Origin of the sequence: Sphingomonas sp. (assembly GCF_964263785.1) — a bacterium.
In the GTDB taxonomy this organism is placed as follows: domain Bacteria; phylum Pseudomonadota; class Alphaproteobacteria; order Sphingomonadales; family Sphingomonadaceae; genus Sphingomonas.
The window spans coordinates 118,194-142,191 of the sequence record NZ_CAXVWL010000019.1 but is presented as its reverse complement, the minus strand read 5'-3'; the positions used below and the strand labels follow the sequence as shown (position 1 = coordinate 142,191).

Sequence of the window (23,998 nt, the reverse complement as noted above, 5' to 3'; positions counted from 1 at the left end):
TCCATGGTCGCCTTGTCGGTCTCGATCTCGGCCATGATGTCGCCGGACTTGACCGAGTCGCCCTCCTTCACCAGCCACTTGGCCAGCGTGCCCTCCTCCATCGTCGGCGACAGCGCGGGCATCTTGATCTCGATCGACATGCAATACCTCAGAATTCGCTCGGGCGCGCTTTCTCTCGTCCCCGGACCGCGCCGGGTCAAGCCTGTCGCCGCGGGCTTGCGCCGGGCGCGCCGCTCCGTCACGCTGGCGCCATGCGCATCTACCTCGTGGTCATCGACGACACGCCCGAATCGGGCATCGCGCTGCGCTTCGCTGCCAGGCGGGCAGTGAAGACCGGGGGCGGGGTCGAAATCCTGACGATGCTGCCGCCGCAGGAGTTCATCGCCTTCGGCGGCGTGCAGGCGACGATCGAGGAGGAGGCGCGGCTGCATGCCGAGGGGCTGGTCACCGCCGCGGCGGGCACGCTGTTCGACGAATCGGGGCTGCGCCCCTCGATCACGGTGCGCGAGGGCGACGGCCCAAAGGTGATTCGCGAGATGATCGCGGCGAACCCCGACATTGCCGCGCTGGTGCTCGGCGCCGCAGCCAGCGGCGCGCCGGGCACGCTGGTCAGCCATTTTGCCGGCACCGACGCGGGCGTGCTGCCGGTGCCGGTGATGATCGTCCCCGGCAGTCTGGACCGGGAGGCGATCGACCGGCTGAGCTGACGCGCAGCCGGTCGACGGCAAGTACCGCAAAAAGCCCTTCGACTTCGCTCAGGGCGAACCGAAGGGGAGAAGTCGATCCTTCCTCCGTTCGTGCTGAGCGCAGTCGAAGCACATGGTCCCTGCGCCCGGCCCCCCAGCCTATTGCTTGCGTGCGACGAAGGTGCCCTTGGCGCCGTCGCGCGGGTCGGTCCAGTCTCCGGTGATCGAGGCACCGTCCGGGGCGACGGTGTAGGTCGACACCTGCGTCACCTTGCCGAGCTGCATGTCGGTCAGGCGGATCGCGGTGGCGGAGAGCCGTTCGGCCTTGGTCATCGTTTTGCCGGGATCCCCTGCGTTGACGACGAAGGGTCCGCCGAACTTCGCGTCGAGCGATTCGGCCATGCCGGGCGATTTCAGGTGGAGCATGTCGCCGTCGATGCGGAGGGTGAAGGTCAACGCGGCGTCGGACACCGAAGCTGCTGGTGCGGCTTTCCACTGGCCCGATGCGGCATGCGCGCCGGCGGGCGCCGGACCGGCGCGGGTCAGCACCGCTGCGGTTTCGATCGGGGTGCCCGCGCCGTTGGCGGTGGCGACGCCCTTGACCGACAGAGTATTGCCGTCCGGCGATACCGCCTGCGTGTTGCGCGCGATCACCTTGCCGCCCTTGCGGAACTGATAGGCGATCGTGTGGTCGTCGACGACGCTGACCGAGACCGCGTCCCAATAGGGACGATCCTTGACCGCGTGGAACGCGCCGTCGGCCTTGACCGAATAGGCGGCGGGCAGGCAGCTGGCGCAGCTATAAGTGCCGTCCTTGATCTGGAACTCGTTGGGCCTGGCGGTGACCGAGGCGGCGGACAGGTCGCTCTTCCAGGTGCCGTCGAACGGGCTTTGCGCGGCAGCAGGTGCGGCGGCGGCAAGGACGACGGCGGTGCAGAATGGCAGCAGACGGATCATGACGGTGCAATCCCCTTTGACGTGGACGAAGGCGCGACCGACTCTGTTCTGTTTGGCGGCAAATCTACGCAGGCGCAGGCCGGAGTCAACGCCGCTTGCAGGCCGGGGCGATCCGCGGCATCCCGGCGTCATGCGCATCCTTCCCCTGATCCTTCCCCTACTTTTTCTGCCGACCCTCGCCACCCCGGCAGCGGCGCGTGAGGCGCCCTCGCCTGCCCGGCTCAAGGCCTCGGTCGGCGCGCTCGTCGGCTTCGGGACGCGCCACACGCTGTCGACCACGACCGATCCCAGGCGCGGCATCGGCGCGGCGCGCGACTGGGCGGCGGCGCAGTTCGCCGCGATCGGACGCGATTGCGGCGGGTGCATCGCGGTGGAGCGGATCGAGCGCCGCTTCGACGGGCCGCGCGCGCCCGCCGGGGTGATCGTCCAGGACGTGCTCGGCATCCAGAAGGGGCGCGATCCGACGAGAGTCGTGATCGTCGGCGGGCATATCGACAGCCGTGTGACCGACGTGATGAACGCGACGTCGGATGCGCCCGGCGCCAACGACGATGCATCCGGCGTGGCGCTGGTGCTGGAGGCGGCGCGCATCCTGTCCAAGCAGCAGTTCGACGCGACGATCGTCTATGCGGTGTTCTCGGCGGAGGAACAGGGGCTGTGGGGCGCGACCCTGCTCGCCGACACCGCCAAGGCGCGTGGGTGGACGGTGTCGGCGATGCTCAACAACGATATCGTCGGCAACACGATCGGCCAGGGCGGCAAGCGCCAGGCGCGCTGGGTTCGCGTGTTTTCGGAAGGGCTGCGCGCGTCGGAGGATGGGCCTGCGCAGCTCAAGCGCCGCGGCGACGGCGGCGAGGACGACGGGCCGAGCCGCGCGCTGGCCAAGGCGATCGACGGGGTCGCGGGGACAATCTCCGGCGGGCTCGACGTGTTCGTCGACCGGCGTCCCGACCGCTTCGGGCGCGGCGGCGATCACGAGCCGTTCCTGAAGCTCGGCTATCCGGCGGTGCGCTTCTCGGTCGCCAACGAGAATTGGGACGCGCAGCACCAGGATCTGCGGACCGAGAAGGGCGTCGTCTATGGCGACACGATCGACCGGATGGACTTCGCCTATCTAGCCAAGGTGACCGCGATCAACGTCGCGACCCTCGTCCGGCTGGCGAGCGCGCCAGCCGCGCCAGCGGAGGCTTCGCTGGTCGGCGACCTGTCGCGCGACACCCAGGTGTCTTGGACGGCCGTACCGGGAGCGGCCGGTTACCGCGTGCGCTGGCGGCGCAACGATGCGCAAAACTGGAGCGGTTCGCGCGACGTGACCGGGACCGCAACAACGCTGGCGCAGGTGCCGGTCGACGACCATTTCGTCGGCGTTTCCGCGCTGGCGGCGGATGGGAGCGAGAGTTTGGTGACGTTCGGCGGGCGGGCGGCAGTGCGGCGGTAGGAACGCTCTGCAAGCTCCCTACTCCGTTCGTGCCGAGCGAAGTCGAAGCACATTGCCAACGGGCATGCCCTTCGACTTCGCTCGGGGCGAACGGGTGATCTTAAGGCATCGCTCCGCGTACGGTAACTCCTACCGGCAGCTGCACACCGGCTTCCGGCGCGGTTTCCAGACCTTGCGGCGAACCACCGGGCGCGACCAAGTGACGTGGTCCTCGTAAATCTCGGTGGTCGTCGTGGTGATGACCGGCGCGCTCTGGACGGTGACGGTGGTGATGCTGCCGCCATAGCCGCCACCCGAGGTGACCACGGTCGTGCCGCCGTCTGGCGACATCCAGCGTCCGTCGCCCGCCATCGATACGGGCGGATAGGGGCGTGGCGACGGTGGCGGCGGGTAGCCGTGGCCGTAGACCGGTTGCGGGTAGTCGGCACCGTAGCCGCCGTGATGTGGCGGAGGAGGCGGTGGTGGCGCGCCGGGGCCGCGCTCGTCGGGGCCGCGATAGTCGCGCTCGCGATCCTCCTTGCGGTCGATCGCATAGCCGGCAGCGGCGCCGACGCCGGCGCCGATCAGCGTGCCGCCCAAGCGGTTGCCGCGCCCCGCAATGACGTTGCCCGCGACGCCGCCCGCAACCGCACCGATCGCGGCGCCGCCAAGCCCGTTGCCGCGCCGGTCGTCCCGCCGGTCATAGCGGTCGTCGCGCCGGTCGTCGTCCGCATAGCGACCGGCGCCCGCATCGGAGTCGCGGTCGTAGCGATCCCAGTCGACGTCGCCAGCGGTGTCGTACACCGATCCGCGCGAATCGATCAGCACCGCGTCGTCGTAATAACGCACCCAATTATAGCCGTATTGCGGCTGCGCCAGGCCGTAGGCCGACCAGTCGGAGATGTAGAAGCGCGGGGTGTTCCAATAGACCGGCACCGCCCAACCGCGAACGGGCCGCCGGTACGCGTTCCAGCCGCCGGGTGCGTTGACCCCGCCCCACCAATGGCCGCCGACCTTGCTGCCCCAGCGCGGCGCGCGGGGTCCGGGCATCGGGCGGAACGGCGTTCCGGGTCGCGGCGCGACGTGCATGGGGGCGTGCGCGACGCCAGGTCCGGGCTGCACCATCCGCTGCCCCGCCGACGCACCGGTGGCACCGAGCAGCGCGAAGGCCGCCGTTCCCGCGATCAAAAAGGTCCGCATGCCAGTCTCCCTGTCCGGCGCCCTGAACGCCGCAATTCGTTGACGGGTTGCTTACCAATTCGGGTGCGGAGTCGCCAGCGCGGGCGTCGTCCCGATTCGGATCAGATGCGGTCCGACAGCAGCCGCGCGATCGCCTCGACCCCGGCGGCGTCCTCGCCATCGAAGCGCGCGGGCGACGGGCTGTCGAGGTCGATCACCGCGATCGTCGCGCCGCCGCGGACGACGGGCACGACCAGCTCGGACCGGCTCGCCGCGTCGCACGCGATGTGGCCGGGAAAGGCGTGGACGTCGTCGACGACTTGCGTATCGCCGGTCGCCGCGGCGGTGCCGCACACGCCCTTGCCGATCGCGATGCGGATGCACGCGGCTTTGCCCTGGAAGGGACCGAGCACGAGTTCACTGCCGATGACGCGGTAGAAGCCGGCCCAGTTCAGATCGGGCAGATATTCCCACAGCAGCGCCGCGGCGTTGGCCATGTTGGCGACCGCGTCGGGCTCGTCCGCGGTCAGTGCGTCGAGCGCGGACAGGAGGTCGCGGTAGAGATCGGGCTTGGCGGTGGCGGCGATGTCGAACTGGTACATGTTCCGATCATACCTTCATCACCCCGGACTTGTTCCGGGCTATTGCAGGCTATTCCATCGAAACCCGCCCCCGCCCCGCTTTCACCGTAGCCCGGCCCTTCTTGGCATCCACCCGCCGGGCGCGTGCGGCGCGCGAGGGCTTGGTCTTCACCCGGCGTGCCTCGCGCTCCTCGGCCTTGTCCAGCAGCTCGGCCAGCCGCGCGCGGGCGTCGGCGCGGTTCGCCTCCTGCGTGCGGTAGCGCCGCGCGGTCAGTACCAAGGTGCCGCTGGCGGTCAGCCGCGATCCCGCGGCGAGCTTCAGCCGCCGGTAGGTCTCGGGGTGCAGCCCCAGCGCGAAGACATCGACGCGCAGCTGGCAGGCGGTGGCGACCTTGTTGACGTTCTGCCCGCCCGGCCCGGTCGCGGCGAGGAAGCGTTCCTCCAGCGCCGACTCGGGCACGTCGATCACGCGAAACCCGCCGCCGCGAAGCGTTCGGGAGTCGGCGCCTCGGCCTCGATCGCGGGCTTGGCGCCGCGTGTGACGACCAGCTTGGCGGCGTGGAGCATCATGCCGAGCCGGTCGGCGCGGCCGTAGACCGGATCGCCGACGACGGCGACGCCGAGCCCGCTGGCGGCATGCACGCGGATCTGGTGGGTGCGCCCGGTCTCGGGCACGAACGCGACCAGCGCGCGGCCGTCCTTGACCGCCAGCAGTTCCCAGCCGGTCCGCGATGCCTTGCCCTTGGGATCGCCGACCATCCGCCAGCCGGTCGCGGCGGTGCTGACCTTGGCCAGCGCCAGGTCGATCGTCCCGCGCTCGCCCGTGGGCACGCCGTCGAGCACCGCGAGGTAGCGCTTGCTCACCTCGCCGCGCTCGAACGCCTGTTGCAGCCGCGCGTGCGCCTTCGGGTTGCGCGACAGCAGCAGGCAGCCGCTGGTGTCGCGGTCGAGCCGGTGGACCGGCTGCGGCCAGCGCTGGAAACCGAAGCGCAGCGAATCGAGGTGGTTCTCGAGACTGAGCGACCCGTCGCGGGGTTTATCGACCGGGAGCCCTGCGGGCTTGTCGATCACCAGGGCCTCGCCGTCGAGGAAGAGTACGTGGTCGCCGTGCATCGCCACGCCTTGCCACCGGTCGCGCGCGCATGCCAGAGGCGAGCGGTGCCGCGTGTCCCCATCCTCCTCGCCCTGCTGGCGGGCGCGCCTGCGTTCGCCCAAGCCCCCGCGGGCGACGGCCGGGTGCTCGGGCATTTCGGCTATGGCGACATTCCGGCCGAGGAGCTGGCGGCGGCGCCCGACGGTTTCGCAATCGGCCAGCCGTGCCGCGTGCGGCGCGAGGTGTTGCCCGATCTGGCGCGGCTGCTCGACGCCGCGCGCGCCGATCCGGCGACCGGGGGCAGCTTGCGCGGCCTGTCGTGCCACCGGAGCATCGCGCGCCAGACCGGCGTCTTCGCGCGCGGCGGCGAAGGCAATGCCGCCGACCGCGCGATCTCGGTCGCGCCGCCGGGGCATAGTGAGCACACCACCGGCTATGCGATCGACTTCGCGGTGCGGCCCTCGCCCAATTGCCCCGATGCCGAGGCGTGCATGGCGGCGACTGCGCCCGCGCGCTGGCTGGTGGCCAATGCGGCGCGGTTCGGGTTCGAACAGTCTTTTCCGGCGGGAAACAAGCAGGGGGTGAAATGGGAGCCGTGGCACTGGCGCTGGGTCGGCACGTCGCCGAGCGCACCGGGTGCGGCGCGGGCGCGTTTCGTGTTCGCAGCGGCGCGGGGCCGGTTTGCGGCGAACCCTGCGGTGGCGGATCCGTTGGTGGTTCGGGTCGAGAGCCAGCCGCCGGTGCCGGTCACGGCTGCGCCGCCGCCTGCGAAGAAGGGTAAGCGGCGGCGTTGAGGTTCATCGTCACCCCGGACGTGTTCCGGGGTCCAGCGTGCGACAAGCGACACCGCTAATAACGGAGCGATGTGCACGCGGCGCCCTGGACCCCGGAACAAGTCCGGGGTGAAGGGGGTATTGCGGCGAAGCTCTACTTCTACCCGGCCAGCTTCGCCGCGGTCTGAGCGATCCGCTTGCCCTGGTAGCGCGCGCCGGCAAGCTCCTCTTCGTGCGGCTGGCGGCTGCCGTCCCCACCCGCGATCGTTGTCGCACCGTAGGGCGATCCGCCGCGTACCTCGTCGACCCCCATCTGCGCCTGAAACCCGTAATCCAGCCCGACGATCGTCAGCCCCAGGTGCATCAGGTTGGTGATGAGCGAGAACAGCGTCGTCTCCTGCCCGCCATGCTGCGACGCGGTCGAGGTGAAGGCGCCGCCGACCTTGCCGTTCAAGGCGCCGCGCATCCACAAGCCGCCGGTGGTGTCGAGGAACGCCGCCATCTGGCTCGGCATGCGGCCGTAGCGGGTGGGGGCGCCGACGACGATCGCGTCGTAGTTCGCGAGTGCGTCGGGGCCCTCGATCACGGGATGCGCGCTGTCGGTCTTGAAATGCGCGGCCTCGACGATGTTCTTGGGTGCGGTTTCGGCGACGCGGCGGATGTCGACCTCCGCACCGCCTTCGCGCGCGCCCTCGGCGACGGCTTGCGCCATCTGCTCGATGTGGCCGTAGGACGAGTAATAGAGCACGAGAACCTTGGTCATGGGACTTCTCCTTGGAACGGGGATCAGGCGGCGTCGACGAGGACGATCTCCGCCGCGGTCGTAGCGGTGATGCTGTAGGTCCGGCCGCCGATCAGCGCGGCGCCGTCGCGGGCGTCCACCCGCTCGCCATCGATGAACAGCGCGCCCGTCGCGGGGACCAGGTACGCATGGCGCCCCGCGCCGACCGCATGCGTCACCGTCTCGCCCGCACCCAGCGTCACGCCCATCACCCGCGCGTCGGCGCGGATCGGCAGCGCGCCGGCATCCTCGGCGAAACCGCTGGCCAGCACGGTGAAGCGGCCCGAGCGCTCGGCCTTGGGAAAGGGTCTTGCGCCCCAGCTCGGGCTGCCGCCCTTGCGGCTGGGCTCGATCCAGATCTGGAACAGCGTCGTCGTCTCGCTCTCCAGATTGTATTCGGCGTGCCGCACGCCGGTGCCCGCACTCATCACCTGGACGTCGCCAGCGCCGGTGCGGCCCTCGTTGCCGAGCGAATCCTTGTGGGTGATCGCGCCGGAGCGGACGTAGGTGATAATTTCCATGTCGCGGTGCGGATGCGGCGGGAAGCCGGACCGGGCGGCGATGGCGTCGTCGTTCCACACCCGGATTGCGCCCCAGCCCATCCGCGCGGGGTCGTAATAATCGGCAAACGAGAAATGGTGCCGCGCGTCGAGCCAGCCGTGGTCGGCATGGCCGAGCGTGGCAAACGGGCGGCGGTCGATGATGGTCATTGTGTCGGGGGTCATCGTGTCGGTGGTCATGAGGAAACCTCCTTGGTTGTGCCCAAGATAGGGTGCGCGAGGGTCACGTAAACGGAAACGGTGGAAACCGATCGTTTCGCGCAGTAAGTGACGCGTTCTTGCCGAGGATTGAAAGCATGCGTCTGCCCGATCTCGAAGCCTGGGCGATCTTCGCTGCGGTGGTCGAGCATCGATCGTTCAGCGGCGCGGCGGAGGCGATCGGGCTGTCGAAGGCGACCGTGTCCAAGGCGATCGGGCGGCTGGAGGCGCATTTGGGCCAATCGCTGTTCCACCGCACCTCGCGGCGGCTGGCGCTGACCGAGGCCGGGCGCCCACTCGCCGACCATGCCGCGCGGATCGTCGCCGAAGCCCACGCCGCCGAAGAAGCCGCGCGCGATGCCGCCAGCGCGCCCGCGGGCCGAATCCGGCTGGCCGCACCAATGGCGTTCGGCATCGCCAACGTCGCGCCGCTGGTCGCCGACTTTCTGCTGGCGCATCCCGGCATCGAGATCGATCTGCACCTGTCGGACGCGCGCGTCGACATCGTCGCGGAGGGATTCGACATCGCGCTGCGCATCGCCGATTTGCCCGACAGCTCGCTGCGCGCGCGCCGGCTGTGCAGCATCGCGGGGCACATCGTCGCGACACCCGCCTATCTCGCAAAACACGGCGAGCCGACCCATCCCGGCCAGCTCGGCGAGCACCGGCTGCTGGGCTACTCCAACGTCACCGGACCGTGGCGTTTCCAGGGCGCCGACGGCACCGAGGTGTCGGTGCGGGTCGCCGGGCCGCTTACCGCCAACAGCGGCGACGCGATGCTCCCCGCTTTGCTCGCCGGGCTGGGCATCACCCGGTTGCCCGGGTTCATCGTCGGCGCGCATCTGGAATCCGGTGCGCTCGCCGCGATCCTGCGCGACTGGACCCCGGCGCCGGTGGGCCTCCATTTGCTGACGCCGCCCAGCCCGCTCCGCCCCGCGCGCGTCGAGGCGCTCATCGCCTTCCTCGCGGATCGCCTGCGCGACCCGTGCGCCGCGCGCGCCGCGTGAACCGGCTCAAGCCCGATGAGGCCGACGCGCGCTTCATCCGCCGCGTCGTGCTGGTCATCCTGATCGCCGCGGTTGCTGCGGCGCTGTATCGTGCGGGCAATCTGCTGATCCTGGCGTTCGGGTCGATCCTGGGCGCGATCGCGATCCATGCCATCGCAGAGACGTATCGCGAACGCCTCCACGTCGCCGAGCGGCTCGCGCTGGGACTCGCGATCGCCACCGTATTCGGGCTCATCGGCTTTCTCGGCTGGCTGTTCGGGGTGGCGTTCAGTGCGCAGCTCAATTTGCTGGTGACGCAATTGCCCGGCCTGCTCGACCAGTTCGCCGCCTATCTCTCGCAATCGGCGGTCGGCGCCAAGGTCGTCGATGCGGTGCAGGCCGCATTCGCGGGGAGCCGGGTCGCGCGCGATATCGGCGGCCTGGCGCAGGGCGCGGGCGAGCTCGTCCTCAACTGCCTGCTGCTGCTCGTCGGCAGCCTGTTTTTCGCTGCCGACCCCAAGGTGTACGAACGTGGCTTCCTGCTCCTTATGCCTCGCTCCAAGCGGGCCGCGGTGGAGGATGCGCTGTTCGACGTCGGCTCGACGCTCAGGCTCTGGCTGCGCGCGCAGCTGATCCAGATGGCGACCATGGGAGTGCTCGTCGGCATCGGATTGTGGATCGCAGGCGTGCCATCCGCCGCCGCGCTGGGCCTGCTGGCGGGGCTGTCGGAGTTCATCCCCTATGTCGGCCCGACCGCGGCGATGCTCCCGGCGCTCGGGCTGGCGGCGACCAGCGGCAACGGGGCGGTGATCGGCACGCTCGTGACCTATGCGGTGGTGCGGATGGTGCAGACCAACGGCATCACGCCCTATGTCACCAGCCGCGTCGTCTCGATCCCGCCCGCCATCACGCTGTTCGCGATCCTGGCGATCGGGCTGGTGTTCGGGCTGTTCGGGCTGTTCTTTTCGGCCGCGTTGCTGGTGGTGATCTTCACGCTCGTGCGCAGCCTGTACCTGCGCGAGGTGCTGGGCGAAGATATCCCGCGTGCCGAGCATGGCACCCTGCTCGGCCCCGCGGAGACACCCCGCGACTCGCGGGATTACCTCGATTAACCGCGAATTAACCTTTTGCGTTCAGACATGCTTTGGTTAATGACACTGGTCCGGTCGCCTAAGCAGGGGTGCTGGGCGCGAACGGGGGAAGATTTCCGATGCGCGTTTTGCTGATCGAGGACGAGCCGACGACCGCCAAGGCGATCGAGCTCATGCTGACGACCGAGGGCTTCAACATCTACACCACCGATCTCGGTGAAGAGGGTCTCGATCTCGGGAAACTCTACGATTACGACATCATCCTGCTCGATCTCAACTTGCCCGACATGCACGGCTACGACGTGCTGAAGAAACTGCGGGTGGCGCGGGTGGCGACGCCGGTGCTGATCCTGTCGGGGATCAACGAGATGGACTCCAAGGTGCGCTCCTTCGGCTTCGGTGCCGACGATTACGTCACCAAGCCGTTCCATCGCGAGGAACTGGTCGCGCGCATCCACGCGGTCGTGCGCCGATCCAAGGGGCACAGCCAGTCGGTGATCAAGACCGGCAAGCTCTCGGTCAACCTCGATGCCAAGACCGTCGAAGTCGATGGTGCGCGGGTGCACCTGACCGGCAAGGAATATGCGATGCTGGAGCTGCTGTCGCTCCGCAAGGGTACGACGCTGACCAAGGAAATGTTCCTCAACCACCTGTACGGCGGGATGGACGAGCCCGAATTGAAGATCATCGACGTCTTCATCTGCAAGCTGCGCAAGAAATTGAGCCTGGCGTGCGAGGGCGAGAATTATATCGAGACGGTCTGGGGCCGAGGCTATGTGCTGCGCGAACCGGACGAGATGCCGGTGGTTGCGGTCGCCTGATCAATTCTGTTCTTGGCGGCAGGTCGAGCCGCGACGTGGGGGGTGTCGCGGCCTTTTTGCTGTGACCTGAATCAAGATCAGGATCGCACCATGTTTTAGCCCGTTGTGTCGCCAACCCGTTCGCAGGAGCAACACATGGCCGCAGCAACCCACGCAGATGTCCTCCAGTCGATCTTCGTCACCGGCCTCAAGAACGCGCATGGCGTCGAACATCAGGCGCTGGCGCTGATGGACCGGCAGATCGACCACCTCGCCAACTATCCCGAGATCAGCGACATGCTGCGCAAGCATCGCGCCGAGACCGAGCAGCAGATCGTGCGTGTCGACGAGATCCTCTCCGGCTTCGGTGAAAGCGCGTCGGCGGTGAAGGACGTCGCGCTGACCATCTCGGGCAACATGGCCGCAATCGCGCATGTCTTCGCACCGGACGAGGTGATCAAGAACAGCTTCGCCAATTTCGCGTTCGAGAATTTCGAAGCGGCGGCCTATACCTCGCTACTGACCTTGGCCGATGCCGGCCCGTTCGCCTCCGCCAAGTCCGCACTGCAACAGTCGCTGAGCGAAGAGCAGCGGATGGCTGCGTGGGTTCTCGACAACATTCCCGCAACGACGCTGAAGTACGTGACGCTGCGCGCGGAGGGCGAGACCGCCGGACATTAAGCCGCGAGGGTCTGGGAGCGACTACTTCCGCTCCCAGACCTTCTGCCCGCCGACCCACGTCTCCTCGACCTTGGTCGCGCGCAGTTCACTGGGGGACGCGTCAACCGGATCGCGGTCGACGATCACGAAATCCGCGCGTTGCCCCGGCTGGAGAGAGCCGAACTGCCGCTCCGCGAACCCCGCATATGCTGCGCCGCCGGTGAACGCCCACCAGGCCTGCTCGCGCGTCACGCGCTCCTCGGGGCGCCAGCCGCCATAAGGCTGGCCGTCCGCGCCCTGACGCGTGAACGCCGCCGCCCAGCCCGCGAACGGATCGGGGCTCTCGACCGGATAGTCCGAGCCGAACGCAAGACGGCTGCCGTTCTTCAGCATCGACGCCCACGCATAGGCCCCGGCAAGCCGCGCGGGGCCGAGCCGTGCTTCGGCCATCGTCCGGTCGCTCGTCTCGTGGGTCGGCTGCATAGAGGCGATGACGCCGTGCTTGCCGAAGTGCGGCAGGTCGGCGGGATCGACGATCTGCGCATGCTCGATACGCCAGCGGCGGTCGCCCTTGTAGGTCTCGCTGAGCTCGTCGATCGCGTCGAGGACCTGCGCATTGGCCTTGTCGCCGATCGCGTGCACCGCGACCTGGTAGCCGTCCATCGCCGCGCGGCTCATCAGGTTGCGGATCACGTCGTCGCTCATGAAGCCGAGCCCCGACTGTCCGGGTGCGTCGGCGTAAGGCTGCTTGAGCCAGGCACCGCGCGATCCTAGCGCGCCGTCGCCGTAGAGCTTGACCCCCACCAATCGCAACTTGTCGGCATAGAGCCAAGGCGTCGGGCCACCGCCGCCGATCCGCACGGTGTCGTCGATCCCCGCGCCGTAGCTGATGACGCGAACCCGAATTGCGCCGAGATCGCCCATCCGGCGATAGCTCAGCCATTCGTCGAGCGTCGTGCCCATGTCCGCGGTCGCAGTGACGCCGAACGCCAGCAGGATGCCTTGCGCCTTCAGGAACGCCGCGTCGCGATCCTTGGGCGCCGGCTGCGGCACGACCTTGCGGACGAGGTCCTGCGCGGCGTCGACGAACACGCCCGAGGGCTGCGCGCCAGCCTTCTCGATCCGGCCGCCCGGTGGAGACACGCTTTCCGCGGTCACCCCTGCCGCCTTGATCGCGGCGCTGTTGGCCCAGCTTGCGTGACCGTCGACCCGCGACAGGAACACCGGCCGGTCGCCCACCACATCGTCGAGGTCGGCGGCGGTCGGGAAGCGCCCGAGCCCCCAAGTCTCCTGGTTCCAGCCGCCGCCGAGGAGCCATTTCCGGTCGGGGTTCGCCGCCGCATAGGCGCGGATGCGCGCCTTCGCCTCGTCGAGCGATCGGGTGCCCGACAGATCGAGTTCCAGCGCGCGGAAACCCAATTCCATCACGTGCCCGTGCGCGTCGATGAACCCCGGGATCAGCACCCGCCCCTTCATGTCGGCGCGCCAGTCGAGGCGCTCGGGGCGCTTGTCCTTGGCGGACAGCAGCTTGGTGACCTTGCCGTCGAGCGTCATCGTCAGGCCGGTGAAGCGGGTGACCTTGCCATCGGCGTCGACGGTCATGCCCTGCACATTGTCGATGAGCGCATCCGCAAAGGCGGGCGCGGGGAGCAGCGCCGCGAGGATCAGAAAACGCTTCACTTCGGCAATCTCCGTACCAGCGCACTGGTGTCCTGGCGCGCGCCGCCCATCCCCTGCACCTCGGCGTAGAATTGGTCGACCAGCGCCGCCACCGGCAGCACCGCGCCGTTCCGCTTCGCCTCGTCGAGCGCGAGCCCGAGGTCCTTCCTCATCCAGTCGATCGCGAAGCCGAAGTCGAAGCGGTCCTCGCTCATCGATTGCCAGCGGTTGACCATCTGCCAGCTCTGCGCCGCGCCGCCCGAGATCGCCTCCAGAACCTTCTCCGTATCGAGCCCGCTCTTCTGCGCGAACCGCAGCGCTTCGGCGACGCCCTGGAGCACGCCGGCGATCGCGATCTGGTTGCACATCTTGGTCTGCTGCCCGGCGCCTGCCTCGTCGACGTGGACGATGCGCGCGGCGTAGGCCTGCATGAACGGTTCGGCGGCGGCGACCGCTTCCGCCGAGCCGCCGCACATGATCGACAGCGCGCCCTTCTCGGCACCCGCCTGCCCGCCGGACACGGGCGCATCGACGACGCGCGCGCGCGCCTTTGCCAGCCGCCGAGCGATCGAGGCGGATACGGTGGTGTGATCGACGAACACCGCCTCCTCGCGCATCGCGGCGAAGCAGCCGTCGGGGCCCAGCGTCACCGCGGCCAGGTCGTCGTCGTTGCCGACGCACGCGAACACCGCATCGGCGTCCTTCGCCGCCGCTGCGGGCGTATCCGCCACCGAAAGCCCGGTTGCCTCGGCCTTTGCGCGAGTCCGGTTGAAGACGACGACGTCGTGCCCGGCCTTCGCCAGATGCCCCGCCATCGGCGCGCCCATCACGCCGGTTCCGATGAATGCCAGTCTTGCCATGTCCTGCTTCTAGCCAGTCCGCGGCAGCGTTGCCAGCGCGCGCGGGTTCCCCCGTCGCCGCCGATCCGCTACGCCCCCCGCATCATGGCGACCGCAGCACATTTCGAACCCGACCTTCCCGTCACCCTCGCCGACGTCCGCGCCGCGCATGCGCGTATCCGCGACGCGATCGTGCGCACGCCGACTCTGGTCAGCAAGACGCTGAGCAAGATGACCGGCGCCACCGTCTGGCTGAAGTTCGAGAATCTCCAGTTCACCGCCGCCTACAAGGAGCGCGGCGCGCTCAACACGCTGCTCCAGCTCTCCGCCGAAGCCCGCGCCAAGGGCGTCATCGCGGCGTCGGCGGGCAATCACGCGCAAGGGCTCGCCTATCACGCCGATCGCCTGGGCGTGCCCGCGACGATCGTCATGCCGATCACCACGCCGACGGTGAAGGTGGTCCAGACCGAGGGCCACAACGCGCAGGTCGTGCTGCACGGCGAAACCTTCGACGCCGCCTACGCCCACGCCCGCGTGCTGGAGGCGGAATGCGGCTACACCTTCGTTCATCCCTTCGACGATCCGCGTGTCATCGCGGGGCAAGGCACCGTCGCGATCGAGATGTTCGAGGACGTCGCCGACATCGACACGCTGATCGTGCCGATCGGCGGCGGCGGGTTGATCTCGGGCATGGCCACGGTCGCGCGTGCACAGTCTCACGGCATCAAGGTCGTAGGGGTCGAGGCGGAACTGTATCCGTCGATGTACAACCGCATCCGCGGCACCGACCTGCCGTGCGCGGGCGATACGCTGGCCGAGGGCATCGCGGTCAAGGAGCCCGGCGGAATCACCGCGCGGATGGTCGCGCATCTGGTCGACGACATCGTGCTGGTCAGCGAACGCAGCCTGGAGCAGGCGGTCGCGCTGCTGCTCCAGATCGAGAAGACCGTGGTCGAGGGCGCCGGCGCCGCGGGGCTCGCCGCGCTGCTCGCCTATCCCGAGCGGTTTCGCGGCAAGACCGTCGGCGTCGTGCTGTGCGGCGGCAATATCGACACGCGGCTGCTCGCCAACGTGCTGCTCCGCGATCTCGCGCGCTCGGGACGGCTGGCACGGCTGCGCATCCGGTTGCAGGATCAGCCCGGCGCGCTGTTCAACGTCGCGCGCATCTTCGATGCCGAGCGCGTCAACATCATCGAGATCTATCACCAGCGGGTCTTCACCTCGCTGCCCGCCAAGGGACTCGTCACGGATATCGAGTGCGAGACCCGCGACCGTGCGCATCTCGACCGGCTGATCGCGGCACTGCGCGACGGCGGTTACGAGACGACGCAGGTGGAATCCGCGTAACCGGACGCGCCCGACCAACGAATCGTGGTAAACCGCCTTTCCATGCACCGCGAAGCGATTCATATAGACCTCTGGCGCCGATCGACGCGCCACACGAAAGGGCCTGATCGGCGGTGACCGCGCATTTCCGCTATCCGCGCTTCTTCGTGACGAGTCCCTCGCCTTGCCCCTATTTGCCGGGCAAGCAGGAGCGCAAGGTCTTCACCGAGCTGACCGGCGCGCATGCCGCCGAGCTGAACGACGCGCTCGGCCGGATCGGTTTCCGTCGCAGCCAGGGCGTTGCCTACCGCCCCAATTGCATCGGCTGCGTCGCCTGCGTTTCGGTCCGCGTCGTCACCCCCGAATTCGTCGCCAACGCGACCCAGCGCAAGCTGCTCAAGCGCCACGCCGACCTGGAGGTCAGCGCTTGCCGCGCCTGGGCGACCGACGAGCAGTTCCAGCTGCTTCGCCGCTACCTGTCGGCGCGGCATCCCGGCGGCGGCATGGCGGGCATGGACGAGGACGATTACGCCGACATGGTCGAACATTCGCCGGTCGATTCGTTCGTCGTCGAATACCGCGAGCCGACGGTGAACGGCCGGCTCGGGCGACTGGTCGGCGCGTGCCTCACCGACCGCCAGGCCGACGGGCTGTCGATGATCTACAGCTTCTTCGACGCCGCGGACGAGACCCGCCCGGCGCTGGGCAATTTCATCATCATGGACCACATCCTGCGCGCCCGCGACGCTGGGCTGCCGTACGTGTACCTGGGGTATTGGGTGAAGGGCTCGGCGCGCATGGCGTACAAGACCCGTTATCGCCCGGTCGAGGTGCTCGGGCCCTTGGGGTGGAGCCGATACGACGCCGAACCGGCCGCGCCGTCGCGGCGGTTGGGCTCCATGGTTTGACGGCAGTCGCACGCCTTCCCGCCTCGGGCAGGCGTTGTCGCGCGGTTGCAAAGGTGCAGCCCTATTCCTCCCCCACCACGCTGACGTCCACGTCCAGCTTCTCCACGCCCTCTCCCAGCCGCGACCCCGCAACGGGCGCGGCGCCCGCGGCGTCGAGCGCCACCGCCACCCGCACGTAATTCTCTTCGGGGCAGCGGTCGAAGCATGGATCGAACGCGATCCAGCCGATCCGATCGACATGCGCCTCCACCCACCCGTGCGGGGTCGGGCGGTGATCGCCGTCCGCGACCGCGCGGCAATAGCCCGAGACGTAGCGCGCGGGGACGCCGAGCGAGCGGGCGGCCACCGCAAACATCTGCGCCATGTCACGCGCGGTTGCCGATTGGCGCGCGAACGCCGCCACCGCATCCAACCCGGGCAACGGCCGCCCCCGATCGAAGGCAAAGCGCGCGTGCAGCGCGGTGTTCAGCCGGTGAAGCCGGTCGAGCGGGTCGTCCCCGCCCGCATCGCGCGCGAACGCAGCGATCTCGGGATCGGCGGGCGTTGCCTCGGTCGTGCGGAGAAACACCGCGGGCGGCAGCGGCTCGCTCGCGCCGTGGAGCACGCCGCTGGAATGGCTGGTCAGCACCTCGCCGGTCACCGCGATCTCGATGCCGTCGAGCGGCCCATCGACGTACAACATGGTGATGCAATTGCCGAAGCCGTCGCGGCCGTGGCGCAGGCGCGCGTCGCGATCGACGTCGATCCGCCATTGCGCGACCGTCTGATCGTGGGTGTTCTGCGGGGTCAGCCGCAACAATTGCACCAGCCGCGCCTGGGGAGCGCTGAACCGGTAGCTGGTAAGATGATCGATCGAGAGCCGCATGGCTTCAGCGTCCTTTAAGCCTGCCACCTACCCGTTCGTGCTGAGCGCACTCGAAGCACTTCGGGCGGTGTGCCCTTCGACTTCGCTCAGGGCGAACGGAGTGGGGGACGCGCGCGATCATCCTACCCGAACTTGAACTGCCGCCCGATCGCGGTGTGGAGCAGGTCGTTCTCGCGGATGAAGGCTTGGAGATATTCGTGCAGCCCCGATGCGATCACCTCGCTCGAGCGGGTGCGGCCGACCCGGCTGCTGCGCATCCGCGCCATCCGGTCGGCCTCGCCGTGGTGGCCGGTGCGCTTGGCGAGCAGCCCGAGGATGTCGACCGCTTCCTCCGCCGATGCCGCCAGGCTGCGCGGCAGCTCGGCGCGCCCGATCAGCAGGTCGATGACGTTCGCCGGCAGCAGGCCGTCGTTATAGAGCCAGCGGTAGGCGGTCACCGCCGACACCGTTTGCAGGATGGTCGTCCACTGGTCGCGGTCGACGACGCCGCCGACCTGTTCGCCCTCCGGCAGCAGCAGATGGTATTTGACGTCGACCAGCCTGGCGGTGTTGTCCGCGCGCTCGACCGCTTGCCCGAGCCGGATGAACCACGTCGTCTGGTTGCGCAGCATGCGGTGAATCGCGCCTTCGAACCCGCGCGTCTCGTTCTTGACCGCGTCGACCAGCGCCAGCGCGGCGGCGGTGTCGTGGACGTCGGTGCATCCCTCGAACGCCAGCCACGCGCGGTTGATCGCGGTCCATGCCTCGCGAGTCAGCGCGGTGCGCACCGCTTTGGCGTTGTTGCGCGCGCGGTCGATGCAGTGGACGATCGATCCGCCGTGCGCGGCGTCGAGGGTGAGGAAACGGACGACCGCCTCCTGGGTGTGCTCCTCCTTGTAGGCGGAGAACGCCTCTTCGGTGTCGGTCACCGCCAGCGCCGACGCCCACGCGGCTTCACCCGCAGGGCGCGACGACAGCGCGTCGAGCCGCACCGTGGCCTCGACCAGCCGCGCGATGAAGTCGGCGCGCTCGAAATAGCGGCCGAGCCAATAGAGCGACGATGCGGTGCGGGAGAGCATCACGAGATTCCTCCCCGGCACGGGGAGGGGGACAATGCCAATGGGGGCCATGCCAAGCATGGTGGAGGGGCAGCCCCAAGGACCATCTCGCGTGGGGCTGCCCCTCCACCATCGGCTGCGCCGACGGTCCCCCTCCCCGTTCCGGGGAGGAATGAGCAGCCCTTCACGCTCCCCTCCCCTGCGACTGCGTCATCCCGCCCGCCGATTGCAACTGGGTCTGCGTCTGCCCCCGCACCGGCCCGTCGTCGATCAGCACGAAACTATCCTTCGTCCCCCCGCCCTGGCTCGAATTCACGACCAGGGACCCTTCGCGCAACGCCACGCGGGTGAGGCCGCCGGGGACCACCTGCACGCCCTTCGACCCCGTCAGCACGAACGGCCGGAAATCGACGTGACGCGGTGCCAGCCCGCTGTCGGCCAGCGTCGGCACGGTCGACAGCGCCAGCGTCGGCTGCGCGATGTAGCGGTGCGGCTCGGCGACCAGGGCGGCGCGGAATCGCTCGATCTCGGCCTTCGAGGCTGTAGGGCCTACCAGCATCCCATACCCGCCCGATCCGTCGACCAACTTGACGACCACCTCGGCGAGATTGTCGAGCACGTAGCTGAGCGCCTGCGGCTCGCGGCACCGCCATGTCTCGACATTGGGCAGCTTGGCCTCGCCCCCCGAATAGAATCGGACGATCTCGGGCATGTAGCTGTAGATCGCCTTGTCGTCGGCGATGCCGTTGCCCGGCGCATTGATGATCGCGACATTGCCCGCCGCATAGGCCGCGATCAGCCCGGGCACCCCGAGCATCGAATCGGCGCGAAACACCAGCGGATCCAGGAAATCGTCGTCGACCCGGCGATAGATCACGTCGACCTTCACGCGGCCACCGATGGTACGCATCCAGACGGTGTCGTCATCCACGATCAGATCAGCCGCCTCGACCAGCTCGACGCCCATCGAATCGGCCAGGAAGCTGTGCTCGTAATAGGCAGAATTGAAATGCCCGGGGGTCAGCACGACGCACACCGGATCGCTTCCCACGCCGCGCGGCGCGACCGAGCGCATCGTCTCGAGCAGCCGGTCGGGATAGCTGTCGACCGCCGCCACACGGAACTCGCGGAACAGCTCGGGACACAGTCTGAGCATCGCCTCGCGGTTCTCCAGCATGTAGCTGACCCCCGAGGGCGTCCGCGCATTGTCCTCCAGCACGAAGAAATCGTCGGGGCCGGTACGCACCAGATCAATGCCGCAGATGTGCGCCCAGATGCCGTGCGGCGGGCGCATCCCGGCGATCTCGGGGCGGAACTGCGGATTGCCCAGGATCAGGTCGGCGGGCAGCACGCCTTCGCTCAGGATACGCCGCTCGCCGTAGATGTCGTCGAGAAAGGCGTTGATCGCCTCGACCCGCTGGACCAGCCCCTCCGACAGCCGCGCCCATTCGCTCGCCAGGAACACGCGCGGTACGATGTCGAACGGGATGATCCGCTCCGCCGCCTCGTTCTCGCCGTAGACCGCAAAAGTGATGCCGAGCTGGCGAAAGGTCGTCTCGGCGGCTTGCTGGCGACGGCGCAACTCGTCGGTGGGGATCGTGTCGATCCAGCGACCCAGCGCGCTCATCTCGGGGCGCGGCGGTGTAGCGCCGGTCATTCCCATGATCTCGTCGAACGCGTGTGTCGCCATCGTGACGGTAACAGCCCCTCTTGCGTGCGGTTCCATGCTGCGCGGCTTTGCCGCGGTGCACAAGGGGCTATGCGCTATACCCCCAGAGCCGTCAGCATCCCCGGCGTCAGCACCTGCGGCAACACCCGCGGTTCGCCGCCGCTTTCGGGGTAATAGAGGTATAGCGGCACCCCCGCCCGGTTGTGCGCCTCGATGAAGCGCCCGAGCACCGGGTCGCCGTCGGTCCAGTCGCCGACCAGCACCGCGACACCGTTCTTCGCGAACGACGCGCGCACCGCATCGGTGTCGATCGAGGTGCGTTCGTTGACCTTGCAGGTCAGGCACCAGTCGGCGGTGAAATACGCGAACACCGGCTTGCCCTGCGCACGCAGCGCCGCCAGCCGGGTCTCGGTGAACGGCTCGGAGCCTTGCGACGCCACGGTGGCCCCCGCGGGCGCCGGTCGTACGACCAGCACCAGCGCGCACGCCGCCGCCAGCGCCACCCCGGCGGGAAGCCACGGCCGCAACCCGGCAAGCTGCCGTCGCCCGGTCCACCACAGCCCGAACGCCGCCAGCATCGCGGCGGCGAGGCCAACGCCCATGCCGTTCACCCCGGCCTGCCGCCCGAGCACCCAGGCGAGCGCCAGTGCGGTCAGGAACATCGGCACCGACAGGATACGTCGCAGCCGCTCCATCCACGCGCCAGGTCGCGGCAACCGCCGCCGGAGCGCGGGCACGAAGCCGATCGCGAGGAACGGCAGGGCGATCCCGAGCCCCAGCCCGGCGAACACCAGCAGCGCCGCCGCCGCGGGCAGCACCAGCGCCGCCCCCAGCGCCGCACCCATGAAGGGACCGGTGCACGGCGTCGCTACGAAGGCGGCCAGCGCGCCGGTCGCGAACGCTCCGCTCGCGCCGCCACGCCCGGCGAACTGGGGCGTCGGCAGCTCGAACAGTCCGGCCAGGTTCAGCGCGATGCCGACGACCAGCAGCAGCAGCACCCCGATCACCCGCGGGTCCTGCAACTGGAACGCCCAGCCCACCGTCGACCCCGCCGCGCGCAACGCCAGCAGCAGGCCGCCGAGCGCGACGCACACGAGGATGACGCCCGCGCTATACGCCAGCGCCTCGCGTCGCGCCGCGCCGGAGTCCGCCCCCGATTTGGCGAGGCTCAATGCCTTCAAACTCAGGATCGGGAACACGCACGGCATCACGTTGAGGATCAACCCGCCGAGCACCGCCCCCGCGAACGCCAGCAGCGCGGTCCAGACCCACGCTTCGCTCGGCGCACCCCCGATCGCGCCGGGAACCGCGCGCACCGCCAGCCCACGATCGGGGCCGATCCGCAGCACCCCCGCGAACGCGCCATTCGGCTTGCCCTTGGTCGTCACCACCAGCCGGTCGCCTTCGCGCGCCACCATCTGCGGCGCGGCATAATCGAGCGCGCCTTGCGTCTCGGCAAAGAAATGCACGTCGCTCAGCGCCGCCGCGGCGGGATAGGGGATCGCGATCCGCAAATCTTCCTTGCCCACTGCCCACGTCGCCGCCGCATCGAGCGCCTGCGGTATCGCCCGCCGCCAGCCTGCGAACGTCGCCCCGACCGCCGGGTCCGCCGCGCCGTCGCCGAGCGTTAGCGTGAGTGCCAGCGTCTGCTCCTCGGGCACGCAGATCGTGTCGGTGCACACAAGGTACTGGGTGTGCAGCTTGAGCGGCGCCGCACCGCCGGCCGCCGGCCCGGCGGGCAGAGCGACGTCGAACAGCAGCGCATAGGGTCGCTCGTAGACATGGTTCATCAGCCCCGCCACGACCAGCGTCGTCGGCACCGGCCATTTCGGCGCAGCGACGGTGACGCCCTTGGGCAAGGTCCAGTCGAACTTGGCCGCAAACCCAGCGTCGCCGGGGTTGGACCAATAGCCGTGCCACCCCGCCTCGGGCACCGTCTCCAGCGCCACCGTCACGACGCCCCCGGCACGCGGGCGGGCGCTTTCCGCGACCAGCCGCATCGCCAGGTGCGGCGCACCCGCGGCGGGCAGCGCGTCGGCCGCGGCCGGGGTCAGCCAGAGCATCGCGAGGAGCGCGAGCAGCATTCTTGTCGGTGTCATCATCGCGGCCCATAGCTTGGGTAAAGCATTGCACCAAGGACACCCGATGAGAGTCTTCGCCGCCGCCCTCCTGTTCGCTGCCCCCGTTGCGGCCCAGACTGCGCCGCCTCCGAAGACGCCGCCCAAGTTGATCGTCGCGATCTCGGTCGATCAATTCTCCGCCGACCTGTTCGCACAATACCGGAACCGCTTCACCGGCGGCTTCGCGCGGCTAATGAACGGCGCGGTGTTTCCCAGCGCCTACCAGAGCCACGCCGCGACCGAGACGTGTCCGGGCCATTCGACGATCCTGACCGGCTATCGCCCCGCCCGCACCGGCATCGTCGCCAACAATTGGATCGATCAGCGTGCGCCACGCGCCGACAAGGTGGTCTATTGCGCCGAGGACGAGAGCGTGCCGGGATCGCTCCACGACGGCGGCTACACCGTGTCGGACAAGCATCTGAAGGTGCCAACGCTGGGCGAGCGGATGAAGGCGGCAAATCCCGCGAGCCGCGTCGTCTCGATCGCGGGCAAGGACCGCGCCGCGGTGATGATGGGCGGGCACAAGGTCGACGAGCTTTGGTGGTGGGACGGCAAGACCTTCGCCACCTACGCGGGCCGCGCCGAGCCCGCGGTCGTCACCCGCGGCAAGGCGGCGGTCGCGGCGCTGGTCGCGCGCCCGCAGGCGGCGTTGCCGCTGCCGGGCTGGTGCGCGGGCCTCGACCGCCCGATAGCGGCGGGGGAACAGACGCTGGGTCAGGGCCGCTTCCAGCGCGACGCGGGCAACCTGAAGGCGTTCCGCGCCTCTCCCGCCTCCGACGCCGCGGTGCTGTCGATCGCGGCGGGGCTGGTGCAGGACATGGCCCTCGGCAAGCGCGCCGCGCCCGATCTGATCGCGATCGGACTGTCGGCCACCGACTATATCGGCCACGCGACGGGCACGCAGGGGACCGAGATGTGCATCCAGATGGCGCAGCTCGACCAGTCGCTCGGGGCGTTCATGGACGTGCTCGATTCCTACGGGCTGGATTACGAGGTGATGCTCACCGCCGACCACGGCGGGCACGACATGACCGAGCGCCAGCGCGAGCGCGCGATGCCGATGGAGGCGCATGTCTCCGCCGACCTCCAGACGAAGACGGTCGCCGCCGCGATTCAGCGGGCGCTCGGGGTGAAGGGTCCCGTGCTGCTGGGCGCGGAGAGCGACATTTACGTCGACCGCAACCTGCCCGCCGCAACCCGCGCCAAGGTGCTGGCGGAAGCCAGGCGCCGCTATGCGGCGTCGCCCCAGGTGGCCGCCGCGCTGACCCGCGCCGAGATCGCCGCGACGCCGATGCCCCCGAGCCCGACCTCGCCCCCGCCCGAAACGTGGACGCTGGCCGAACGCGCCCGCGCCTCGTTCGACGCCGACCGCTCGGGCGACCTGCTCGTCCTGCTGAAACCGCGCGTCACGACGATCGAGACCCCTGGCCCCGGCTATGTCGAGACCCACGGCAGCCCCTGGGACTACGACCGCCGCGTGCCGCTGCTGTTCTGGCGGAGAGGCGTGACCGGGTTCGAGCAGCCGCTGTCGGTGGAGACGGTCGACATCGCACCGACGCTAGGGGCTTTGATCGGGGTGGCGACGCCGGGGGTCGATGGGCGATGCCTGGACCTCGATCCGGGTCCGGGAAGTACGTGTCCGTAGGCTCGTTAGTGGTAAAAGGTGGTCATTCCGATACTGCTCGGTGTCTGAGCAACCAACCTTTCGTCACCCCGGGCTTGACCCGGGGTCCCGCTTCTCCTTCTCCAGCTGGAGCGCTGGCGCTGCGATTGGACGATCTCGCCTTATCCAACGTGGAATCCGCATGGC

General features: G+C 69.2%; 24 protein-coding genes. 10 read left to right on the top strand and 14 right to left on the bottom strand.

Annotated features, from left to right (window positions below):
• On the bottom strand, positions 1-140 hold a 140-nt coding region (locus tag ACE5C1_RS02845; protein WP_374942550.1), incomplete at its 3' end, for a biotin/lipoyl-containing protein.
• A 111-nt stretch (positions 141-251) separates the two neighbouring features.
• Between ACE5C1_RS02845 and ACE5C1_RS02840 the strand changes: the two genes are divergently transcribed.
• Positions 252-707 carry a universal stress protein gene (locus ACE5C1_RS02840; RefSeq protein WP_374942539.1) on the top strand — a complete coding sequence of 152 codons (456 nt, stop codon included), beginning with the start codon at positions 252-254 and terminating at the stop codon, positions 705-707.
• A 138-nt stretch (positions 708-845) separates the two neighbouring features.
• Here ACE5C1_RS02840 and ACE5C1_RS02835 read toward each other — a convergent pair whose 3' ends face one another.
• Positions 846-1,643, bottom strand: a complete 798-nt coding sequence (locus ACE5C1_RS02835; RefSeq protein WP_374942538.1) for a hypothetical protein — start codon at positions 1,641-1,643, stop codon at positions 846-848.
• A gap of 130 nt (positions 1,644-1,773) precedes the next feature.
• Here ACE5C1_RS02835 and ACE5C1_RS02830 point away from each other — a divergent pair, with 130 nt between their 5' ends.
• The gene (locus tag ACE5C1_RS02830) at positions 1,774-3,081 is read left to right on the top strand and encodes a M20/M25/M40 family metallo-hydrolase (protein ID WP_374942537.1); all 1,308 of its coding nucleotides are present in this window, start codon (positions 1,774-1,776) and stop codon (positions 3,079-3,081) included.
• A gap of 129 nt (positions 3,082-3,210) precedes the next feature.
• On the opposite strand, the gene ACE5C1_RS02825 is transcribed toward ACE5C1_RS02830, so the two are convergent.
• The 4 genes from ACE5C1_RS02825 to ACE5C1_RS02810 form a co-directional block, all read right to left on the bottom strand.
• Complete coding sequence (locus ACE5C1_RS02825) at positions 3,211-4,260, bottom strand: RcnB family protein (RefSeq protein ID WP_374942536.1); 1,050 nt, start codon at positions 4,258-4,260, stop codon at positions 3,211-3,213.
• A 101-nt stretch (positions 4,261-4,361) separates the two neighbouring features.
• Complete coding sequence (locus tag ACE5C1_RS02820) at positions 4,362-4,841, bottom strand: GAF domain-containing protein (RefSeq protein WP_374942535.1); 480 nt, start codon at positions 4,839-4,841, stop codon at positions 4,362-4,364.
• Between the two features lie 49 nt (positions 4,842-4,890).
• Positions 4,891-5,289 (bottom strand): alternative ribosome rescue aminoacyl-tRNA hydrolase ArfB, encoded by a 399-nt coding sequence (arfB, locus tag ACE5C1_RS02815; protein ID WP_374942534.1) that lies wholly within the window; start codon positions 5,287-5,289, stop codon positions 4,891-4,893.
• The gene (locus ACE5C1_RS02810; RefSeq protein WP_374942533.1) at positions 5,286-5,933 is read right to left on the bottom strand and encodes an RluA family pseudouridine synthase; all 648 of its coding nucleotides are present in this window, start codon (positions 5,931-5,933) and stop codon (positions 5,286-5,288) included. Before ACE5C1_RS02810 ends, arfB begins: the two co-directional genes overlap by 4 nt.
• A 45-nt stretch (positions 5,934-5,978) precedes the next feature.
• On the opposite strand from ACE5C1_RS02810, the gene ACE5C1_RS02805 reads away from it, so the two are divergent.
• Entirely contained in the window at positions 5,979-6,707 is a 729-nt protein-coding gene (locus tag ACE5C1_RS02805) for a M15 family metallopeptidase (protein ID WP_374942532.1), read from the top strand.
• A 139-nt stretch (positions 6,708-6,846) separates the two neighbouring features.
• Here the strand turns inward: ACE5C1_RS02805 and wrbA are convergent, their stop codons facing one another.
• Entirely contained in the window at positions 6,847-7,449 is a 603-nt protein-coding gene (gene wrbA, locus ACE5C1_RS02800; RefSeq protein ID WP_374942531.1) for an NAD(P)H:quinone oxidoreductase, read from the bottom strand.
• A 23-nt stretch (positions 7,450-7,472) separates the two neighbouring features.
• Entirely contained in the window at positions 7,473-8,207 is a 735-nt protein-coding gene (locus ACE5C1_RS02795; protein WP_374942530.1) for a pirin family protein, read from the bottom strand.
• Between the two features lie 116 nt (positions 8,208-8,323).
• Here ACE5C1_RS02795 and ACE5C1_RS02790 point away from each other — a divergent pair, with 116 nt between their 5' ends.
• From ACE5C1_RS02790 to ACE5C1_RS02775, 4 genes are all read left to right on the top strand, one after another.
• Positions 8,324-9,232 carry a LysR family transcriptional regulator gene (locus ACE5C1_RS02790; protein ID WP_374942529.1) on the top strand — a complete coding sequence of 303 codons (909 nt, stop codon included), beginning with the start codon at positions 8,324-8,326 and terminating at the stop codon, positions 9,230-9,232.
• On the top strand, positions 9,229-10,323 hold the full coding sequence (locus ACE5C1_RS02785; protein WP_374942528.1) for an AI-2E family transporter: 1,095 nt from the start codon (positions 9,229-9,231) through the stop codon (positions 10,321-10,323). Before ACE5C1_RS02790 ends, ACE5C1_RS02785 begins: the two co-directional genes overlap by 4 nt.
• A gap of 98 nt (positions 10,324-10,421) precedes the next feature.
• Positions 10,422-11,123, top strand: a complete 702-nt coding sequence (gene ctrA, locus ACE5C1_RS02780; protein WP_374942527.1) for a response regulator transcription factor CtrA — start codon at positions 10,422-10,424, stop codon at positions 11,121-11,123.
• Between the two features lie 135 nt (positions 11,124-11,258).
• A complete protein-coding gene (locus ACE5C1_RS02775) occupies positions 11,259-11,783 on the top strand; it encodes a ferritin-like domain-containing protein (protein WP_374942526.1) in 525 nt (174 codons plus the stop codon).
• A 21-nt stretch (positions 11,784-11,804) separates the two neighbouring features.
• Here ACE5C1_RS02775 and ACE5C1_RS02770 read toward each other — a convergent pair whose 3' ends face one another.
• Both ACE5C1_RS02770 and ACE5C1_RS02765 read right to left on the bottom strand, forming a co-directional pair.
• Positions 11,805-13,442, bottom strand: coding sequence for an amidohydrolase (locus tag ACE5C1_RS02770; RefSeq protein WP_374942525.1), 1,638 nt, complete (start codon positions 13,440-13,442; stop codon positions 11,805-11,807).
• Positions 13,439-14,281 carry an NAD(P)-dependent oxidoreductase gene (locus tag ACE5C1_RS02765; RefSeq protein ID WP_374942524.1) on the bottom strand — a complete coding sequence of 281 codons (843 nt, stop codon included), beginning with the start codon at positions 14,279-14,281 and terminating at the stop codon, positions 13,439-13,441. The genes ACE5C1_RS02770 and ACE5C1_RS02765 overlap by 4 nt, the downstream gene beginning before the upstream one ends.
• 84 nt (positions 14,282-14,365) lie before the next feature.
• Between ACE5C1_RS02765 and ACE5C1_RS02760 the strand changes: the two genes are divergently transcribed.
• Both ACE5C1_RS02760 and ACE5C1_RS02755 read left to right on the top strand, forming a co-directional pair.
• Positions 14,366-15,607, top strand: coding sequence for a threonine ammonia-lyase (locus ACE5C1_RS02760; RefSeq protein WP_374942523.1), 1,242 nt, complete (start codon positions 14,366-14,368; stop codon positions 15,605-15,607).
• Between the two features lie 113 nt (positions 15,608-15,720).
• Entirely contained in the window at positions 15,721-16,494 is a 774-nt protein-coding gene (locus ACE5C1_RS02755) for an arginyltransferase (protein ID WP_374942522.1), read from the top strand.
• A gap of 61 nt (positions 16,495-16,555) precedes the next feature.
• On the opposite strand, the gene ACE5C1_RS02750 is transcribed toward ACE5C1_RS02755, so the two are convergent.
• From ACE5C1_RS02750 to ACE5C1_RS02735, 4 genes are all read right to left on the bottom strand, one after another.
• Positions 16,556-17,359 carry a transglutaminase N-terminal domain-containing protein gene (locus ACE5C1_RS02750; RefSeq protein WP_374942521.1) on the bottom strand — a complete coding sequence of 268 codons (804 nt, stop codon included), beginning with the start codon at positions 17,357-17,359 and terminating at the stop codon, positions 16,556-16,558.
• Between the two features lie 122 nt (positions 17,360-17,481).
• Positions 17,482-18,417 (bottom strand): alpha-E domain-containing protein, encoded by a 936-nt coding sequence (locus tag ACE5C1_RS02745; protein ID WP_374942520.1) that lies wholly within the window; start codon positions 18,415-18,417, stop codon positions 17,482-17,484.
• Positions 18,418-18,580: 163 nt separating this feature from the next.
• The gene (locus tag ACE5C1_RS02740; RefSeq protein ID WP_374942519.1) at positions 18,581-20,086 is read right to left on the bottom strand and encodes a circularly permuted type 2 ATP-grasp protein; all 1,506 of its coding nucleotides are present in this window, start codon (positions 20,084-20,086) and stop codon (positions 18,581-18,583) included.
• A gap of 74 nt (positions 20,087-20,160) precedes the next feature.
• Entirely contained in the window at positions 20,161-22,149 is a 1,989-nt protein-coding gene (locus tag ACE5C1_RS02735) for a protein-disulfide reductase DsbD family protein (RefSeq protein WP_374942518.1), read from the bottom strand.
• 61 nt (positions 22,150-22,210) lie between these two features.
• Here ACE5C1_RS02735 and ACE5C1_RS02730 point away from each other — a divergent pair, with 61 nt between their 5' ends.
• Positions 22,211-23,833, top strand: a complete 1,623-nt coding sequence (locus ACE5C1_RS02730; RefSeq protein WP_374942517.1) for an alkaline phosphatase family protein — start codon at positions 22,211-22,213, stop codon at positions 23,831-23,833.
• The last annotated feature ends 165 nt before the right edge of the window (positions 23,834-23,998 follow it).

Excerpts from the sequence above, each read along its gene's own strand:
- ACE5C1_RS02750 (WP_374942521.1), bottom strand. The coding sequence starts at position 17,359 with ATGCGGCTCTCGATCGATCATCTTACCAGCTACCGGTTCAGCGCTCCC.
- ACE5C1_RS02835 (WP_374942538.1), bottom strand. The coding sequence starts at position 1,643 with ATGATCCGTCTGCTGCCATTCTGCACCGCCGTCGTCCTTGCCGCCGCC.
- ACE5C1_RS02820 (WP_374942535.1), bottom strand. The coding sequence starts at position 4,841 with ATGTACCAGTTCGACATCGCCGCCACCGCCAAGCCCGATCTCTACCGC.
- ACE5C1_RS02830 (WP_374942537.1), top strand. The coding sequence starts at position 1,774 with ATGCGCATCCTTCCCCTGATCCTTCCCCTACTTTTTCTGCCGACCCTC.
- ACE5C1_RS02790 (WP_374942529.1), top strand. The coding sequence starts at position 8,324 with ATGCGTCTGCCCGATCTCGAAGCCTGGGCGATCTTCGCTGCGGTGGTC.
- ACE5C1_RS02735 (WP_374942518.1), bottom strand. The coding sequence starts at position 22,149 with ATGCTGCTCGCGCTCCTCGCGATGCTCTGGCTGACCCCGGCCGCGGCC.
- ACE5C1_RS02745 (WP_374942520.1), bottom strand. The coding sequence starts at position 18,417 with ATGCTCTCCCGCACCGCATCGTCGCTCTATTGGCTCGGCCGCTATTTC.
- ACE5C1_RS02840 (WP_374942539.1), top strand. The coding sequence starts at position 252 with ATGCGCATCTACCTCGTGGTCATCGACGACACGCCCGAATCGGGCATC.
- wrbA (WP_374942531.1), bottom strand. The coding sequence starts at position 7,449 with ATGACCAAGGTTCTCGTGCTCTATTACTCGTCCTACGGCCACATCGAG.
- ACE5C1_RS02810 (WP_374942533.1), bottom strand. The coding sequence starts at position 5,933 with ATGCACGGCGACCACGTACTCTTCCTCGACGGCGAGGCCCTGGTGATC.
- ctrA (WP_374942527.1), top strand. The coding sequence starts at position 10,422 with ATGCGCGTTTTGCTGATCGAGGACGAGCCGACGACCGCCAAGGCGATC.
- ACE5C1_RS02775 (WP_374942526.1), top strand. The coding sequence starts at position 11,259 with ATGGCCGCAGCAACCCACGCAGATGTCCTCCAGTCGATCTTCGTCACC.
- ACE5C1_RS02760 (WP_374942523.1), top strand. The coding sequence starts at position 14,366 with ATGGCGACCGCAGCACATTTCGAACCCGACCTTCCCGTCACCCTCGCC.
- ACE5C1_RS02795 (WP_374942530.1), bottom strand. The coding sequence starts at position 8,207 with ATGACCACCGACACGATGACCCCCGACACAATGACCATCATCGACCGC.
- ACE5C1_RS02825 (WP_374942536.1), bottom strand. The coding sequence starts at position 4,260 with ATGCGGACCTTTTTGATCGCGGGAACGGCGGCCTTCGCGCTGCTCGGT.
- ACE5C1_RS02765 (WP_374942524.1), bottom strand. The coding sequence starts at position 14,281 with ATGGCAAGACTGGCATTCATCGGAACCGGCGTGATGGGCGCGCCGATG.
- ACE5C1_RS02730 (WP_374942517.1), top strand. The coding sequence starts at position 22,211 with ATGAGAGTCTTCGCCGCCGCCCTCCTGTTCGCTGCCCCCGTTGCGGCC.
- ACE5C1_RS02740 (WP_374942519.1), bottom strand. The coding sequence starts at position 20,086 with ATGGCGACACACGCGTTCGACGAGATCATGGGAATGACCGGCGCTACA.